The following is a 15,087-nucleotide window of genomic DNA, read 5'->3' as shown; positions in this document are numbered from 1 at the left end:
CCCGCTCACTTGTCGATTCGGATTCCATCAAGGAGAGTCTTCTCCTTGGTCTCCGCGGGCGATGGGTTGCGTCTGATCCTCAGGAGCACCAGAAGCTTGTGCCAGTAGAGCTTTCCGACGACCGCAAGGCCAGCCACGCCGCCCAGAAGCACCTGGAGGATCATACTGCCTGTCCCGCCATCGAGATAGGCATATGCACCGGAAGTGGATATCCCGACAAACAGCAGGGAAAGGGCGACGGGGAACATATGGGACGCATGTTTCAGACGCATCGAAGAACCTGCCTTTCGTAGCGCATTCGCTATTCCCGCCCGATCCTCAACGTCATCGTAACCGAGACGTTCCCCTGCGCGTTATAAAATTGTCATAAATCTGTCGCAAAAGATGTGATCGCCTCGGAACCATCCTAGCGTTTTGAGATTTGTGTAGGACCGCGTCCTGCGGGGGCGGAGGCGGAAGGGGTGCCTTGATGGCCAAAGCTTCCCAGAGGGCGCGCGCCGAGCCCGTTTCCGCACTGCAACCCCGGCGCAGATGGGACGGCTCGTGGCCGCTCCATCCGTTTCTCTTCGCCGCCGCCTCGGTCATGGCGATGATGGCGCGGAACCTCGACTACACGACCTTCATCGACGTGCTGCCCGCGCTCGCCGGCACCTTCCTCTTCACGCTTGCCATCTATCTTGCCACGGCGCTGATGCGCCGCCGCTTCGACCGCCTTACGGCGGTGATCACGAGCATCTGGGTGGTCGGCTGCCTCTTCTATGCGGGTCTGTTCGAGCGTGCGAACGGCCTAGTGGACGGTGGCTTTTCCATGGTGCGGTCGCTGCCGTTCGCCCTGGCCGCGCTGGTTCTGGCCACACTCCTGGCAGTGCTTCTGCGCAGGGCGGCGCTCGGCGTTCACAGCGTGCTCACCGGTATCGCCGTCGTCCTGCTCGCCAATCCGGCCTGGCAGGCAGCCACCTATGAATGGCGCAACGGAGCTGCACGCGACGTCTACGACGCCGACCGGGCGATGGCGGAGATCGCGCAATATCTTCCCCCTCGGGGAGCGAAAGGCCCCGCGGCGCGCCCGCCCGACATCTTTCATTTCGTGTTCGACCGCTATGCAAACGAAGACGTGCTCCAGCGCCACTACGATCTCGACAACACTGCCATCGGGCGCTTTCTCGAGGGGCAGGGCTTTTACGTCGCCCGTGCCAGCAACTCGAACTACCAGAAGACCGGACACTCCCTGGCCACGACCTTCTACATGGATTATCTCGGCCTGCTGGAAGGGGACGCGCGCATTTCAGACCGCAACTGGCATCCGATATACGCCATGCTGGACGAACACCGGGTCGCCCGTGTTCTGAAATCGTCCGGCTACGAACTTGTCCAGTTCGGCTCCTGGTGGGTCGGCACCTACAACAATCCCTACGCCGACGCCAACCGCCCGCACGGATTCAGCGAATTCGAGATGCTGTATCTGCGCCGCACCGCCTTGAAGCCGTTGTTCCATATACTGCCGAGGACGCCGCTCACCATGCGCCTCGACTGGGACAATGCGCAGTGCCAGCGCGTCGGCCCGCAGGTGGAGGAGATCAAGGCGCTCGCCGAGCACGAGGGGCCTCTCTACGTCTTCGGCCACTTCCTCGTGCCGCACGGCCCCTACAATTTCGCCCCCGACGGGCGCTGCCTGAGCCAGGCAGAATCGGCGCGGCGCGGCGAGCGCCAAGGCTATATCGAGCAGATCAGCTACGCGAACCTGATCATCAAGGAGATCGTCAACACGCTTTTGAGCAAGGGCCGGCCGCCGCCCATCATCCTCATCCAGGCCGACGAAGGCCCGTTCCCCGAGCGTGACGGCCGGGTTCCCTGGCAGGAGGCACAGGCAGAGGAGCTGCGCGTCAAGACCGGCATTCTGAATGCCTATTACTTCCCTAACAGGGACTATGACCTGCTGCGCGACGACATCACACCGGTCAACAGCTACCGGCTCATCTTCAACGCCTATTTCGGCGCGAATTTCCCGTTGCTGCCGGACCGCGTCATCGCCTTCCCGAACGACGGCAAGCTCTATGAATTCCACGACGTGACGGAGAATATCCGCGAGACCGCCACCGTCGCCGGCCGGCCGGCTGAGCCGCCCCATCCATGAAAATATCCCGGTGCGGGATTGGCATCTGGTTTGCGGGGTGCCATGGCTGCTGTCCGTCATTCGATCTACAACATGGGACGGCCGCCGGTGACCTCGATCACCGCACCGGTCGTGTAGCTGGACTCCGGCGAGGCCAGAAGCACGAAGGTGGCCGCGAGCTCAGCCGGTTGGCCCGGCCGTTTCATCGGCGTGTTGGCGCCAAAGTTCTCGACCCGCTCGGCGGGCATGGTGGATGGTATCAGGGGCGTCCATATGGGTCCCGGTGCGACGGCATTGACGCGCACGCCCCGCTCCGCCACGAGCCCGGCCAGGCCCGCAGTGAAGTTGGAGATCGCCCCTTTGGTCGTCGCATAGGCCAGCAGGGAGGGCGAAGGGTCGCTGGCATTGATCGACGACGTGTTGATGATCGCCGAACCCGGCTTCATGTGCCGGAGCGCCTCCTTGCAGAGATAGAACATGGCATGGACATTGGTGCGGAAGGTGAGCTCCCAGCCCACCGCCGTTATCTCCTCCAGGGTCTCATAGCTGGCCTGGTAGGCCGCGTTGTTGACCAGTATGTCCAATCGGCCGAGTTCCTGGACGGTTCGCTGCACCAGCTGCTTGCAGTGCTTCTCCTCGGCGATGTCTCCCCGCAGGAGCAGGGCTTTGCGCCCTGCATCCTCCACCCACCGCGCGGTTTCCTTCGCATCGCTGTTTTCGCTCAGATACGAGATCGCGACATCGGCTCCCTCGCGTGCAAAGGCAATCGCCACCGCGCGGCCGATGCCCGAATCGCCGCCGGTGATCAACGCCACCCGGTCCCTCAGACGGCCGCTTCCCCTGTAGCTGTGCTCTCCGTGATCGGGCAGCGGATCCATCTTCGCGGTCTCGCCCGGCCGCTCCTGCTGCTGTCGTGCGAACGGCGGAGCCGGATAGTCCTGTTGCGGATGCTCTTCCATGGAAGCTCCCTTCATGGTCAGCCCGCCCAACCGCCGCGCGAATATTTTGTTCCGACGACCGGTCCTGGCCGGCTCGCCTGGAACAGTTGGCTCGCCTGCTGGTTGCCTACGCAACCGGGAGCAACCATGCTATGACTCGATCTCAGATAGTCCTGTTGGTGCTCGTTATCGTCGTGGCGATGCTGGCATGGCGGTTTGTGGATCCGCTTGGACATCGGAATGCCGAGCAGGGTCAGGTCCCGCCTCACGCGATCGACCAATCCAGATAGACCCCAACCCTGCGCCTTGGTTTCGACCGTAGGAACAATGCGAGTTCACGCAATGGCAGTCACAATAACCTCCATCCTGTTGCTCATCGTCGGCTTGTATCTCGCGGGAGGGGGGATCTGGTTGATCGCCCTCGGCGGCAGCCCGTTCTACCTCCTGGCCGGCGTGCTCTTCGGCCTTGTCGCGATCCTTCTCTATATGCGCCGGCCGGCCGCACTCTGGGCCTATGCCATCCTGGTGGCATTGTCGCTGTCATGGGCCGTCTGGGAGGTCGGATTCGACTGGTGGCAGCTTGGTCCGCGCGGCGGCGTCATCGTCCTGTTGGGCCTGTGGCTGCTATCTCCCTGGGTGCGGCGCCCACTGAACCGGAGATTGCCGGAGGAGGGCCTTGTCACCGGAGGCTCGGTGCTCGCCACCATGCTGGTGCTTTCGGCCATCGTCGCGGTCTATTCGATGACGACGGACCCGCACGAGATCAGAGGTACCTTGGCTTCGGAAGCGGTTGCCGGCAGTGCCGATCTCGGCGGCGACGTTGCCGAGGGTGAATGGCATCAATACGGCCGCACCCCGTTCGGCCAACGCTATTCACCGCTGACGCAGATCGACACGGGCAACGTCAACACGCTGCAACTGGCCTGGCAATACCAGACCGGCGACGTGAAACTGCCCGATGACGTCGGCGAGACGACCTACCAGGTGACGCCGCTCAAGATCGGCGACACGCTGTATCTGTGCACGCCTCACAACTGGGCGATCGCAATCGATGCGAAAACCGGTGCAGAAAAGTGGAAATACGACCCGAATGTCGGCCTCAACCCGGACCGGCAGCACCAGACATGCCGTGGCGTGACCTATTATGTGAGCGACACGGTGGCCGCCGGAGAGCGCTGCTCCGAACGGGTCTATCTGCCGACCTCAGACGCGCGCCTCATCGCGCTCGACGCGGTGAGCGGGACGGTTTGCGAGAGCTTTGCCGAAAACGGCGCCCTGCATCTCGAAACGGGCATGCCCTACAATCCCGCCGGCTACTACTATTCGACGTCGCCTCCGGTCGCGGTCGACGGAAAGCTGATCGTGGGCGGTGCCGTCAATGACAACTATTCCATCGAAGAGCCCTCGGGCGTCATCCGGGCCTTCGACGCCGAAACGGGCCAGTTGGTCTGGAACTGGGACGCGGGCAATCCCGACGAAACGGCGCCGATCGGCCCGGACGAGACCTATACGGCCAATTCGCCCAACAGCTGGTCCGTCTTCAGCGTCGACGAGGATCTCGGCATGGTCTACATCCCGCTCGGCAACCAGGTGCCCGACCAGCTCGGCATGGGGCGCAGCGCGAGCGTCGAACGCTTCTCCTCTTCCATCGTCGCTCTCGACATCGAGACCGGCAGGGTCCGCTGGGTCTTCCAGACCGTCCATCACGACCTGTGGGACATGGATGTGCCGGCGCAGCCGGTGCTGCTCGATCTCACTATGGACGGCGAAGAGGTGCCGGCCCTGGTCGGCCCGACGAAGCAAGGCGACGTCTACGTGCTCGACCGGCGCAGCGGCGAGCCGCTTCTGCCGGTGCGCGAGGTGCCGGCTCCCGGAGGGGCCATTCCCGAAGACCATACGGCACCGACCCAGCCGGTCTCCGCCCTGACTTTCATGCCGCCCCCTCTGCGCGGCCGGGACATGTGGGGAATCACGCTGTTCGACCAGCTCGCCTGCCGCATTGCGTTTCGACAGCTGAAATACGAGGGCCGCTACACACCCCCCTCGCTCGAAGGCACGCTCGTCTATCCCGGAAATTTCGGGGTCTTCAACTGGGGCAGCGTCGCGGTCGATCCGGAGCGGCAGGTGATGTTCGGCATGCCCACCTATCTCGCCTTCACCTCACGCCTGGTGCCGCGGTCGGAAATCCCGCCCAAGGGGGCTGGAGAGAAAGGCAGCGAGCAAGGCCTGAACCGCAACGAAGGCGCGCCCTATGGGGTCTATATGGGACCTTTCCTCGGGCCACTCGGCATCCCCTGCCAGGCGCCGCCCTGGGGCTATGTGGTGGGAGCCGACCTGCGCACGGGCGAGATCGCCTACCGTCACCGCAACGGCACGGTCTACGACATGACGCCGCTGCCGCTGCCGTTCGAGGTCGGCGTTCCCGGCATCGGCGGACCGATGATCACCAAGGGCGGCGTCGCCTTCCTGGCCGCCGCGGTCGACGACTATCTGCGCGCCTACGATCTTTCCACCGGCGAGCAATTGTGGCGGGGCCGCCTGCCGGCCGGCGGCCAGGCCACGCCGATGACCTATACGACCAGCGACGGCAAGCAATATGTGGTGATCGTCGCCGGCGGCCACGGCTCGGTGGGAACCAAGGCCGGCGACTACGTGCTGGCGTATACGCTGCCTTGAGCATTGCCGCGGAAGGAGTGGGATCCGGACAGGCGGGAAACATTTCGGGCGGTTGACGGTTCTGCAAATTGCAGTCCACGACAAACGCAGGTCCGCCATGAAAGACGAGAACGACAAGTCGGGATTCACCCGCGAATCCTTCACGTTCCGCAGGATGAAGGCCTGGCAGATATGGGCTCTGCTTGCCGTTGCCATCCTGCTGATCGTCTATGCTGTTGCGCAGTGAACAGGCAGCGCCGGCTTTTCACAAGCGTGGCCGGATCGCCCGCCAGGGCGAGAACTGCTGGAGGATCGAGAAAAGCAGCCGGTCGGCCTTCCTGATCGACGGGGAGGCCTATTTCGACGCGCTTGTGCAGACGCTGCCTCTCGCCGAACGGCGAATCTGGATCCTCGGCTGGGACTTCAATCCGTGGATCAAGCTTTCGCCGCGCCAGGCGGACGCGCCGACGCTGGGCTGCTTCCTGCGCCAGCTCGTCGAACAGCGCCCGGCCCTGGAAATCCGGGTGCTGATCTGGGCCTACGGCCCGCTTTACTCCGGCAGATCGCTCAAGGTCTTTCGCGAGCGTGAATGGGCGGACCACCCCCGCATCTCCCTGGTCTTCGACCATCGGCACCCGCTGCGCGCATCGCATCACCAGAAGCTTGTCTGCGTCGATGACCGAACGGCGTTTGTCGGCGGGATCGACCTGACCGCCGGGCGCTGGGACAGCTCGGACCATCCGGTGCCCTGGCGATGGCGCAGGAAGCCGTCCGGCGAGGCATATTCGCCGGTGCACGATGTGCAGGCCATGGTCTGCGGGGCGGCGGCGAGAGCGCTTTCGGAAATCGCCGCAGCGCGGTGGCGGCGCGCGACGGGGGAAAGCCTGGCACCGCTCGACAGCCCAAGTCGTCCACCATGGCCGACGAACCTTGCGCCCGATCTCCTCGATTGCCCGGTCGCCATAGCCAGAACGCAGCCGCCGCGCCTGGGGATAAGGATGCGTCGGGAGGCGGCCAAACTCACGGATGCCGCGCTGGCGGCCGCAAAGCACAGCCTGTACATCGAGACCCAGTATTTCGCTTCGTTCCGTGTCGCCCGGCAGTTGCGCGCCTCTCTGCAGCGGCCGGACGGTCCCGAGATCCTGATCATTCTCACCAAAAGCTCGCGTGGCCTTCTCGAGCAGTTCGTGATGGCGCACAATCGCAACCGCGTGATCCGCCGGCTCAAGCGCGCCGATCGCCACCATCGGCTCCGTGTGCTCTACGCGACGACCGAGGCCGGCGACGGCAAAAGAGCGGAAATCCTCATCCACTCCAAGGTCATCGTCGTTGACGACGTGCTGGCTCGCGTCGGCTCGTCGAACCTCAACAATCGCTCGGAGGGCTTCGATTCGGAGTGCGACATTGCCTTCGAGGCGCAAACGCCACGGCAGCGCCGGGCCATCGCCGGGCTGAGAAACCGGCTGCTCGCCGAGCATCTGGGAAGCGATGCCGGCAGCGTGGCATCGGAAATTGCCCAGACAGGCTCCATGCTGGCCGCCCTGGACCGGCTCAACACCCAAAAGCGAAGGCTGGAGCCAGTTCCCATAGGCTCGATGGGCGGCGAGCTCGATCCGTTGCCGGCAACGGCCCTGCTCGATCCGCGCCGGCCATGGCAACCGTTGCTGCGCCTGCGGCGATGGTTGCGGGCTCTGAAGGGGATGCTGTTCGGGCACAAATCCTAGCGCACGGTCTTGTTGCTAGTCCGCCGTGCCGGAATGATGGGACAGGCCCACGGCCCGAAGCCCCTCGCTCAAGAGAAACACGAGGATCCCGACCAGCAACGGCACGAAGAAATACACCACCCGGAAGGCGACCAAGGCAGCCAGCGATGGCGCGCCGGGGAGCAGGTAGAGAACCGACGCCTCGAGCACCCCCAGGGCGCCGGGCACATGGCTCAACACCCCGGCGATCTGGCCGATCGCATAAACCGCCAACACCTTCACATAGGGCACCTGGGCCAGACTGCTGACGAGTTGGTGCAGGCAGGCGGCCACGAGCGCGAAATTGACGCTTCCGAGCACCACCTGCCAGATCGCCAGGCGCGGCTCCGGCAGGGCGAAATGCCACCGCCAGATCAGTATCCGATGGCGTAGGAGAACCGTCATCAGGACGTAGGCCCAGGGCAAGGCCACGCAAAGCCACCCCACGAAAAACATGACGCTGCGATCCACCTCGACGAGCGCCCGCGCCTGCGCCGGTTGGAGAAGAATGCCGACGCCGGCGATGGTCGACAGGCCGCAAGCGACACACACGCCGGAGAACACGATGACCTTCGCCACATCGGCAAGGGTCAGGCCCGACCGGGCGTAGAAATGATAGCGCACGGCACCGCTGCTGAGCCCCGCCACACCGACATTGTGGCCGATCGACAGGCCGACGAAAGAGGCGAGCAGGGTCTTGCGATAAGGCAGCGGCTTGCCGGCATAGCGAACGCCGAAATAATCGAACCCAGCAAGGCACAGATACGATGCCGCCGCGAATGCCGCTGCTGCCGCAAGCCGCGCGACCGGCAAGGTTCCGATGAGGCCTGCGATGCGTCCTGCTCCATAGCGGTCGACTGCGTGGTAGAGGAAATAGAGCGCACCGCAAATCGCCGCCGCCATCAGAAAGCTAAGGAGCGACCGGCGATACGACATTGCATTGTCTGTTGAGCATCATTGCGGTGGAACGAGGAGGCCGTGTGGATGTTCCCATCTTATGACATCTGATCCAAGCACCGCCGCCGGCGCGCAGATCCGCGTCCTGACCTACAATGTGCACGGCTGCAAAGGCAACGACCGGCGCATCGATCCGGCCCGCATCGCCGCCGTCATCGCCGCCTGCCAGGCCGACATCATCGCGCTGCAGGAAGTGGATGTGGGGCGATCGAGGAGCGGCGCCGTCGACCAGGCCGAGGCGATCGCCCGCACGCTCAATATCCGCTCGCATTTTCATCCCGCGCTGCATCTCGGCGAGGAGCGATACGGCGACGCCATCATGACCGGGCTGCCGCTGACCGTGCTGAAGGCCGGCGCCTTGCCCTCGATCGGCGAACCGCGCGGTGCGATCCTGGGGATGGTGAAGACACACGGCGTCGAGCTGGTCGTCGCGAACACCCATCTCGGGCTGCGGCGCAGGGAACGCAGACGGCAGGTTGCGGAGCTTCTGGGATCGGAATGGCTGGACCATCCGAACATACGGGACCTTCCCACCGTCTTTCTTGGCGATTTCAACGCCGTGCCCTGGTCCCTTTCCTATCGCCACCTGACGCGCTCCTTTGAGGAAACGCACACCGGCCCCACGCTGAGGGGCGCGGCGACCTTCCCCGCCCGCCTGCCGCTGATCAGGATCGACCACGTCTTCATGCGCAATGGGCTCACCTCCCGCCGCGCCGAGGTGATCGACACCCCGTTGTCCCGGGTTGCATCGGATCATCTGCCCGTGCTGGTGGAGCTGGCACTGCCTGCGATCTAGGGCATCTGCCCGAACATCGGAATCGACTTTCAGAAGGCACGATGCGCAGATTCAAGGGCGCTGTAATGCTCGAACCTACGGTTCATCGATATCTCCGACGGCGCTCGGCGGCGGGTCCTGCACCTCCTCCGGCGTGTCCTCCTTGACGTTGTGCTGTTCAGGAGCGACGTCGCCAAGCCTCTGCTCCGGAAGCTCGAAGTAATAGAAGCCCAGCAAGACCAGGACCGCGATGAGCGCTGTGAAGATCAACGCCGCGACCTCCCGGCGGTTTCTCATGTCGTTCTCCTGATATCAGCGGGGCGCATCGTCTCGGCTTTCGACATCTTGCAAACGCGTCTTGAGCAGAACCGAGCGGCATCGGGAATGTTCCGCGGAGATACCCCGTCCCTGGGCCGTTCGTGGGCCGGAACATTTCCCGCACCCGCTGGTTCAGCTGTGTGGAAAGGAGAGGTCTCGTCGGGTCCAAACCACCCTCGCCAACTGGCGCTGATGCGGCGCCGACAGGAAAGGAAATGGGATGGCGCAAGCTCTCACCGCCTTCGCGTTGAACTGTTCGCTGAAATCCGCGGCGGACGAGGAAACCTCTTCCACCGACAAGATGCTCGGCGACCTTCTTGCGGCACTGGCCGAATTCGGCGTCGACGGGGAGACGATCCGGGCGGTGGATCAGAACATCAAGCCCGGGGTCGTCTCCGATGCGGGAAGCGGCGACGACTGGCCCCGGCTGCGCCAGAAGATCATCGAGGCCGACATCTTCATCCTCGGGGCACCGATCTGGCTTGGTCATCCATCAAGTGTCGCTCAGCGCGTCCTGGAGCGGCTCGACGCCTTTCTCGGAGAAACCGACGAGCGCAGCCGCATGCCCGCTGCCGGCAAGGTGGCGCTCGTTGCGATCGTCGGCAACGAGGACGGTGCCCATCATTGCCATGCGGAATGCTTTCAGGCGCTCAACGACGTCGGCTTCACGGTTCCGGCCAATGCCGGCTGCTACTGGGTCGGCGAGGCCATGCAGGCGACCGATTACAAGGATCTTCCCGAGATGCCGGAAAAGGTCCGGTCGACGCTCGACATGGCGGCCGCGAATGCCGTCCATCTCGCCCGGCTCCTCAAGGCATCGCGATATCCCGGCCTTCCGTCCTGACTGCAGAGACATCGCCGCCGCCCGTTCAAGCGGTCGTCGCAGCCTCGAGTTCTTCGGCATTGCGGCAATTGGACAGGAACAGTGCGACGGGGAGCAAGGCCGGGATTTTTGCGCAGACGATCATCAGAACGAGCGTCATCGGCACGGCGACGAGGGCGCCGGCGATGCCCCAGACCCAGGTCCAGAACATGAGGGCGACGAGCACCATCAGAGGCGACAGCGTCAGCTCCCTGCCCTGCAGCTTGGGATCGACATAGTTTCCCATGACCTGCTCGATCACCAGCAATCCGAGGCCATAAAGGACCGCCCACCAGGGCCCGAACTGCAGGAAGGCGAAGGCTATCGGCAGCACGCCCGCGACGAGCGACCCGATGGTCGGGATGTAGTTCAGGAGAAAGGCCAGCAGGCCCCAGACGAAGACGAAATCGAGGCCCCACCACCAGCTCCACAGCAGATAGAGCAGACCGGTCACCAGCCCGAGGAAGGTGCGCACGGCGAGATACCAGCGGACGCGAATGGCGATGGCGAGCAACACCCGCCGGTATGCCTCGCCATCGCGCCGGCTGGTCGCCGAGCGCAGCTTGGCCGACAGGACCGGAGCCTCGATCAGCATCATCAGGACGAGGAAGAAGATCAGCGACAGCACGCCGGCGAGGTTGGAGGTCGACTGGACGATGGCAGACGCGAAGCCGACCACCGGATCGAGCAGGCGACCGGTCAAGGCCTCGCCACCATCGTTGATGATGTTAGGGGCCGCGATCCATAGGGAAAGCCTCTCGGCCCAGGCCCGGGCCGCATCCTCATAGGCCGGCAGATTGGCGGTGATCTGGCGTGCGGCAAGAACAACGCCACCGAGGAACAGGGCGAACACCACCAGCATCAGCAGGAGAGCCGCGACATGGCCGAGCCAGCGCAGCCCGCGCGGCAGGCGGTGGCGGATGAACATGTCCACGGGCCACACGGCCAGGGCCGTGAAGAAGGCGAGTGCGAGCGTGGAGGACATCCAGCCGGTGGACCGCAAAGCCGCCACCACCAGCAGGGTTGCCAGAATTCCGACCAGCCAGCCGATCAGACGCAGTCCCAGCGTCCATTCAACTCTCGTGCGTTTCTGCAGCACGTTGCACAGCTCCTGCGCGGACCAAGGCGGACACCTCCTTTGCCATGCATTCGAACTCGCGGGCCCTCGCCTCCTGGGCGGCGAAGCCGTCGGCAGGCACGGCGCCCGGATCCTCCTGATGATCGGAGAAGGCGGCACGCTCCTCGAGCAGCCCGACCACGTCGCCGGATGCGCCCTGGCGCGCCAGCAACGCGAAGAGCAGCGCAATCGCCTCGCGCTGGGCGTTGAGCCTGCCCTCCACCTCTTCGTCCGCCAGTTTCCTCACGTTCCCATTCCGGGCGTTTCGCGGATTTCACGCGGGCTGTCCTTCGGTGTCGCTTCGATGGAGACCTTGCTTCGATCGAACGCGCCCCGGCCGGCGATCGCCAGCATATCCTCATAGGGCGTCTCATAGGCCCACAACACATCGTCCTCGGCCTCGCCGACCGCCTCCACGCTCCAGTAACGCGCCTCGCCCTTGAACGGGCAATGCGTCCGGGTCCTGGACGGCCGCAGAAACTCGAAATAGATGTGCTCGAAGGGGATGTAGAAGACCGGCTCATATCCCTTTTCACGCAGGATGAGCGCGTCGCGGGTGGAAGCGATGATCGCATCGGAGAACCTGACATCGACCGTGCCGCGATAGGGTTCGACCGAAATGCGTTCTCTGGCAGTTTTCGTCATATCCGAATCCTTGTCTCAAAATCGCAACGACACCTCCTCAACCGCCGGCATGGGCCGCGGGCCTGCATCCGCATTCCAACTCCAGGGATCGGCGCTCCTCAGGGTCCGAACCCCGTCACAGCCAGGAAGTTCCCTTCGCGGGCAATCCCGGGATGGGCCGTGCAGAGGCGTTTTCGCCTTCAGGACAGGGCGCGCAGGTTGCGCGGCTTTTCGAGCACCACATGCTTCGGGTCCTTGTCCCGGCGCAATCCCTTGAAGACACCGTGACGAAGAAACCCGTCGGCCGTAAGCTCCGTGAACTCGATCTCGGCCACCAGATCCGGTCTCGTCCAGCGGGCGGTGCGGGCGATCTCCCGGGGAACGCCGCTGAGAGACGGCGTCTTTCGCCGGCGGCTCCCGAAGGCGCGCGCGAGCTCGGCAGACGTCTCGCCGTCGAAGCCGGTTCCCACCCGCCCCCTGTAGGCGAGGCGCTCGCCCTCATAGGCGCCGAGCAGCAGCGAGGCGAAGGGGCGACCGGGTTTGTCGGAGGGCGAATAGCCGACGATGACGAATTCCTGCCTTCTGGTGCATTTCACCTTCAGCCAGGCGGTGCCTCTGCCCGACCGGTAGGGGCTGGAGGCGCGTTTGGCGACGACACCCTCGTGCCCTGCCCCGCAAAGTTTCCGCAGCACCTCGGCCGCATGCCCGCGCACATGATCGGAGAAGATCAACGGCCCGCTTTTCGGCCCCAGCAGCTTCTGGAGCCGCCGCTTGCGCTCCTCGAGCGGCCGGTCCGTCAGATCCACCTCGCCCTCGACGAGAAGGTCGAAGACGAAGCAGGAGATGGCGCCTCCCCCCGACAGGGCCTTCTGCAATGCCGAGAAATCGGTCTTGCCTTTGGCATCGAAGGCGACGATCTCGCCGTCGAGGAGCGTGCCGGCGGTCGGCAGCGCCGCTGCGGCCTTGGCGATCGGCGCGAAGCGATCGGTCCAGTCCTGGCCCCGCCGCGTGTAGACGTGCGCCGTTCCCGTCCCGATGGCGATCAGCGTGCGATAGCCGTCGTATTTCATCTCGGTCAGCCAATCATCGCCCTGCGGCGCTTCGCTCACCAGCGTGGCGAGCTGCGGCTCGCGCCACTTCGGCGCCGGGCTCGCCGCAGCGGCGATGCCGTGCATCGTGCTGCCGCTCTCGACGCTTTTCGTGTGCTTCCTGAGCACGTCGCCATGCTGCGAGGCTTCCTTGTCCTTGCTCTTGATCAGCAGCCAGTTCTCCCGCTTCTCGCCCGGCTCGCCCGACATCCGCACGAGCGACCAGCGGCCCTTGAGGCGCTCTCCATCAAGGGTGAAGGAGAGCTTGCCCTCCTTGAGCCCCTTCTCGGGGTCGTTCTCCGGCTGCCAGTTGCCCCTGTCCCACAGCATCACCGTTCCGGCGCCGTACTGACCCTCGGGTATGGTGCCTTCAAAACCGCCATAGGACAGCGGGTGGTCTTCCGTGCGCACGGCCAGCCGCTTTTCCGAAGGGTCGAGGCTCGGCCCCCGCGTCACCGCCCAGCTCTTGAGAACACCGTCCCACTCCAGGCGGAAATCATAATGGAGGCGGGTCGCGTCATGCTTCTGGACCACATAAGAAAGTGTGCCGCCCCTGCGGCCCCGCGCCGCGCGATGGTCGGGCTCGCGCGTCTTCGAAAAGTCGCGTTTGGCACGGTATTTCTGAAGCAGGGTCTCGGCCTTCCTTCGCGCCATGGCAGTGCCTCACGCGCTTTTCTTCGCTTTCGAGGCGGACGCCTTCGTTCGCTTCTTGCCGGTCGAGCGCTCGACGCTCTTGCGCAGGGCCGCCATCAGGTCGACGACGTTGTCCGCAGCCGGTTGTTCCCCGTCCGTCTTGACGCGAACCGTGCCCTTCTTCCGCTTGCCGACCTTCTCCTCGACCAGGGCGCGGATCGCCTCGGCGTACCGGTCCTTGAACGCGGCCGCGTCGAAGGGCGCGCTCTTGCGCTCGATCAGTTCCTTGGCCACCGACAGAAGGTCCTTTTCCGCCTTCTTGCCGGAGATGCCGGAGAAGAAGGAGTCGGTCTTGCGGATTTCGTCCTCGTAATGCAGCGTCTCGAGCAGCAGGCCCGTGCCGCATGGGCGGACGACAACCAGATACTCCTGGCCGCGCATCGCAAGCTGCCCGAGACCGGCCTTGCCGGTGTCCCGCAACGCGTCGCGCACAACCCGGAAGGCATCCTCGGCCAACTCGTCGCTCGGGCTCAGAAAATAGGGCTTGTCGAAATAGATCGGCGGGATGTCGGCGACGTCCGCGAACTGCACCAGCTCCAGCGTCTTCTTCGATTCCAGCTTGATGTCGTCGATCGCCGCAGGATCGATCAGAACATACTCGTCCTTGTCGACCTCGTATCCCTTCCAGATGTCCTCGTTCTTCACCGGCCCGATGCCCGGGACGATCTTCTGATAGTGGACACGCTTGCCGGAGGGCTTGTGGATCTGCCGGAACGATATGCGCGCCTTGCGGTCGGTCGCCGAATACATCTCGACCGGAATGGCCACCAGCGACAGACGCAACTGCCCTTTCCAGACGGGTCGGGGAGCCATCGCCGGCACCTACTACTCGCGGCCGTCGCGCTTGCGGGCGCCCTTGCCGAGATCGGTGCGGGCGCGCTTGTCCTTGTCGAGCTTCTCGAAGCTCTCCATCACACCGTCAGCCTCTTCCTTGACGTCCGGCACCGCATGGCGCTCGTTGCGCACCGAGAGCTGATCGTCGCCCTGCAGCCGGTTGTTGCCCATTCGCTCCTGGGCAATGTCGCTTTCGCGGACTTCTCTTGCGGTCTGCTTCTGATGCTTGGCGATCATGACAAATCTCCTTTGCCAACCGAACAGCGGAAGGCGGCAAAGCGTTCCATCACGTTGTGGTGGCGGACATCGGCAGAAGCCCGTTCCGTCTTCAGCAGGGCGGCGGCTCGACAAAGGGCGGGCGGACGTCCACC

At 64.4% G+C, this 15,087-nt stretch carries 16 protein-coding genes; 6 read left to right on the top strand and 10 right to left on the bottom strand.

Translation table 11 applies throughout. The features are described from left to right. Nucleotides 1-5 precede the first annotated feature (5 nt). Nucleotides 6-272, bottom strand: coding sequence for a hypothetical protein (locus tag NUU27_RS00835; RefSeq protein ID WP_257760130.1), 267 nt, complete (start codon nt 270-272; stop codon nt 6-8). A 197-nt stretch (nt 273-469) separates the two neighbouring features. Here NUU27_RS00835 and NUU27_RS00830 point away from each other — a divergent pair, with 197 nt between their 5' ends. Then, the gene (locus tag NUU27_RS00830; protein ID WP_257760129.1) at nt 470-2,134 is read left to right on the top strand and encodes an LTA synthase family protein; all 1,665 of its coding nucleotides are present in this window, start codon (nt 470-472) and stop codon (nt 2,132-2,134) included. A 65-nt stretch (nt 2,135-2,199) separates the two neighbouring features. Here the strand turns inward: NUU27_RS00830 and NUU27_RS00825 are convergent, their stop codons facing one another. Beyond that, nucleotides 2,200-3,087: an SDR family oxidoreductase gene (locus tag NUU27_RS00825; RefSeq protein ID WP_257760128.1), complete on the bottom strand. Its 888-nt coding sequence runs from the start codon at nt 3,085-3,087 to the stop codon at nt 2,200-2,202. A 306-nt stretch (nt 3,088-3,393) separates the two neighbouring features. Here NUU27_RS00825 and NUU27_RS00820 point away from each other — a divergent pair, with 306 nt between their 5' ends. The 3 genes from NUU27_RS00820 (at nt 3,394) to NUU27_RS00810 (ending at nt 7,430) form a co-directional block, all read left to right on the top strand. Continuing rightward, the gene (locus tag NUU27_RS00820; protein WP_257760127.1) at nt 3,394-5,727 is read left to right on the top strand and encodes a glucose/quinate/shikimate family membrane-bound PQQ-dependent dehydrogenase; all 2,334 of its coding nucleotides are present in this window, start codon (nt 3,394-3,396) and stop codon (nt 5,725-5,727) included. A 97-nt stretch (nt 5,728-5,824) separates the two neighbouring features. After that, nucleotides 5,825-5,953, top strand: coding sequence for a hypothetical protein (locus NUU27_RS00815; RefSeq protein ID WP_257760126.1), 129 nt, complete (start codon nt 5,825-5,827; stop codon nt 5,951-5,953). Then, nucleotides 5,937-7,430, top strand: a complete 1,494-nt coding sequence (locus tag NUU27_RS00810; protein WP_257760125.1) for a phospholipase D-like domain-containing protein — start codon at nt 5,937-5,939, stop codon at nt 7,428-7,430. Before NUU27_RS00815 ends, NUU27_RS00810 begins: the two co-directional genes overlap by 17 nt. Before the next feature lie 15 nt (nt 7,431-7,445). On the opposite strand, the gene NUU27_RS00805 is transcribed toward NUU27_RS00810, so the two are convergent. Continuing rightward, the gene (locus tag NUU27_RS00805) at nt 7,446-8,384 is read right to left on the bottom strand and encodes a YbhN family protein (RefSeq protein ID WP_257760124.1); all 939 of its coding nucleotides are present in this window, start codon (nt 8,382-8,384) and stop codon (nt 7,446-7,448) included. A gap of 61 nt (nt 8,385-8,445) precedes the next feature. On the opposite strand from NUU27_RS00805, the gene NUU27_RS00800 reads away from it, so the two are divergent. Beyond that, the gene (locus tag NUU27_RS00800) at nt 8,446-9,201 is read left to right on the top strand and encodes an endonuclease/exonuclease/phosphatase family protein (protein WP_257760123.1); all 756 of its coding nucleotides are present in this window, start codon (nt 8,446-8,448) and stop codon (nt 9,199-9,201) included. 75 nt (nt 9,202-9,276) lie between these two features. On the opposite strand, the gene NUU27_RS00795 is transcribed toward NUU27_RS00800, so the two are convergent. After that, a complete protein-coding gene (locus NUU27_RS00795) occupies nt 9,277-9,477 on the bottom strand; it encodes a hypothetical protein (protein ID WP_257760122.1) in 201 nt (66 codons plus the stop codon). A gap of 241 nt (nt 9,478-9,718) precedes the next feature. Between NUU27_RS00795 and NUU27_RS00790 the strand changes: the two genes are divergently transcribed. After that, nucleotides 9,719-10,342 (top strand): flavodoxin family protein, encoded by a 624-nt coding sequence (locus tag NUU27_RS00790; protein ID WP_257760121.1) that lies wholly within the window; start codon nt 9,719-9,721, stop codon nt 10,340-10,342. A gap of 25 nt (nt 10,343-10,367) precedes the next feature. On the opposite strand, the gene NUU27_RS00785 is transcribed toward NUU27_RS00790, so the two are convergent. The 6 genes from NUU27_RS00785 to NUU27_RS00760 form a co-directional block, all read right to left on the bottom strand. After that, a complete protein-coding gene (locus NUU27_RS00785) occupies nt 10,368-11,459 on the bottom strand; it encodes an AI-2E family transporter (RefSeq protein WP_257760120.1) in 1,092 nt (363 codons plus the stop codon). Continuing rightward, nucleotides 11,434-11,724, bottom strand: coding sequence for a hypothetical protein (locus NUU27_RS00780; RefSeq protein WP_257760119.1), 291 nt, complete (start codon nt 11,722-11,724; stop codon nt 11,434-11,436). Before NUU27_RS00780 ends, NUU27_RS00785 begins: the two co-directional genes overlap by 26 nt. Further along, nucleotides 11,721-12,122 carry a DUF427 domain-containing protein gene (locus NUU27_RS00775; RefSeq protein ID WP_257760118.1) on the bottom strand — a complete coding sequence of 134 codons (402 nt, stop codon included), beginning with the start codon at nt 12,120-12,122 and terminating at the stop codon, nt 11,721-11,723. The genes NUU27_RS00780 and NUU27_RS00775 overlap by 4 nt, the downstream gene beginning before the upstream one ends. Before the next feature lie 179 nt (nt 12,123-12,301). Then, complete coding sequence (gene ligD / locus NUU27_RS00770) at nt 12,302-13,843, bottom strand: non-homologous end-joining DNA ligase (protein ID WP_257760117.1); 1,542 nt, start codon at nt 13,841-13,843, stop codon at nt 12,302-12,304. Nucleotides 13,844-13,852: 9 nt separating this feature from the next. Beyond that, nucleotides 13,853-14,695 (bottom strand): Ku protein, encoded by an 843-nt coding sequence (locus NUU27_RS00765; RefSeq protein ID WP_257760116.1) that lies wholly within the window; start codon nt 14,693-14,695, stop codon nt 13,853-13,855. A gap of 12 nt (nt 14,696-14,707) precedes the next feature. Next, nucleotides 14,708-14,953 carry a hypothetical protein gene (locus NUU27_RS00760; RefSeq protein WP_257760115.1) on the bottom strand — a complete coding sequence of 82 codons (246 nt, stop codon included), beginning with the start codon at nt 14,951-14,953 and terminating at the stop codon, nt 14,708-14,710. Nucleotides 14,954-15,087: the final 134 nt, after the last annotated feature.

The organism is Nitratireductor sp. ZSWI3 (assembly GCF_024655565.1).
In the GTDB taxonomy this organism is placed as follows: domain Bacteria; phylum Pseudomonadota; class Alphaproteobacteria; order Rhizobiales; family Rhizobiaceae; genus Nitratireductor.
Note: the sequence above shows the minus strand (reverse complement) of the source record. Positions and strands in the feature narration are given on the sequence as shown.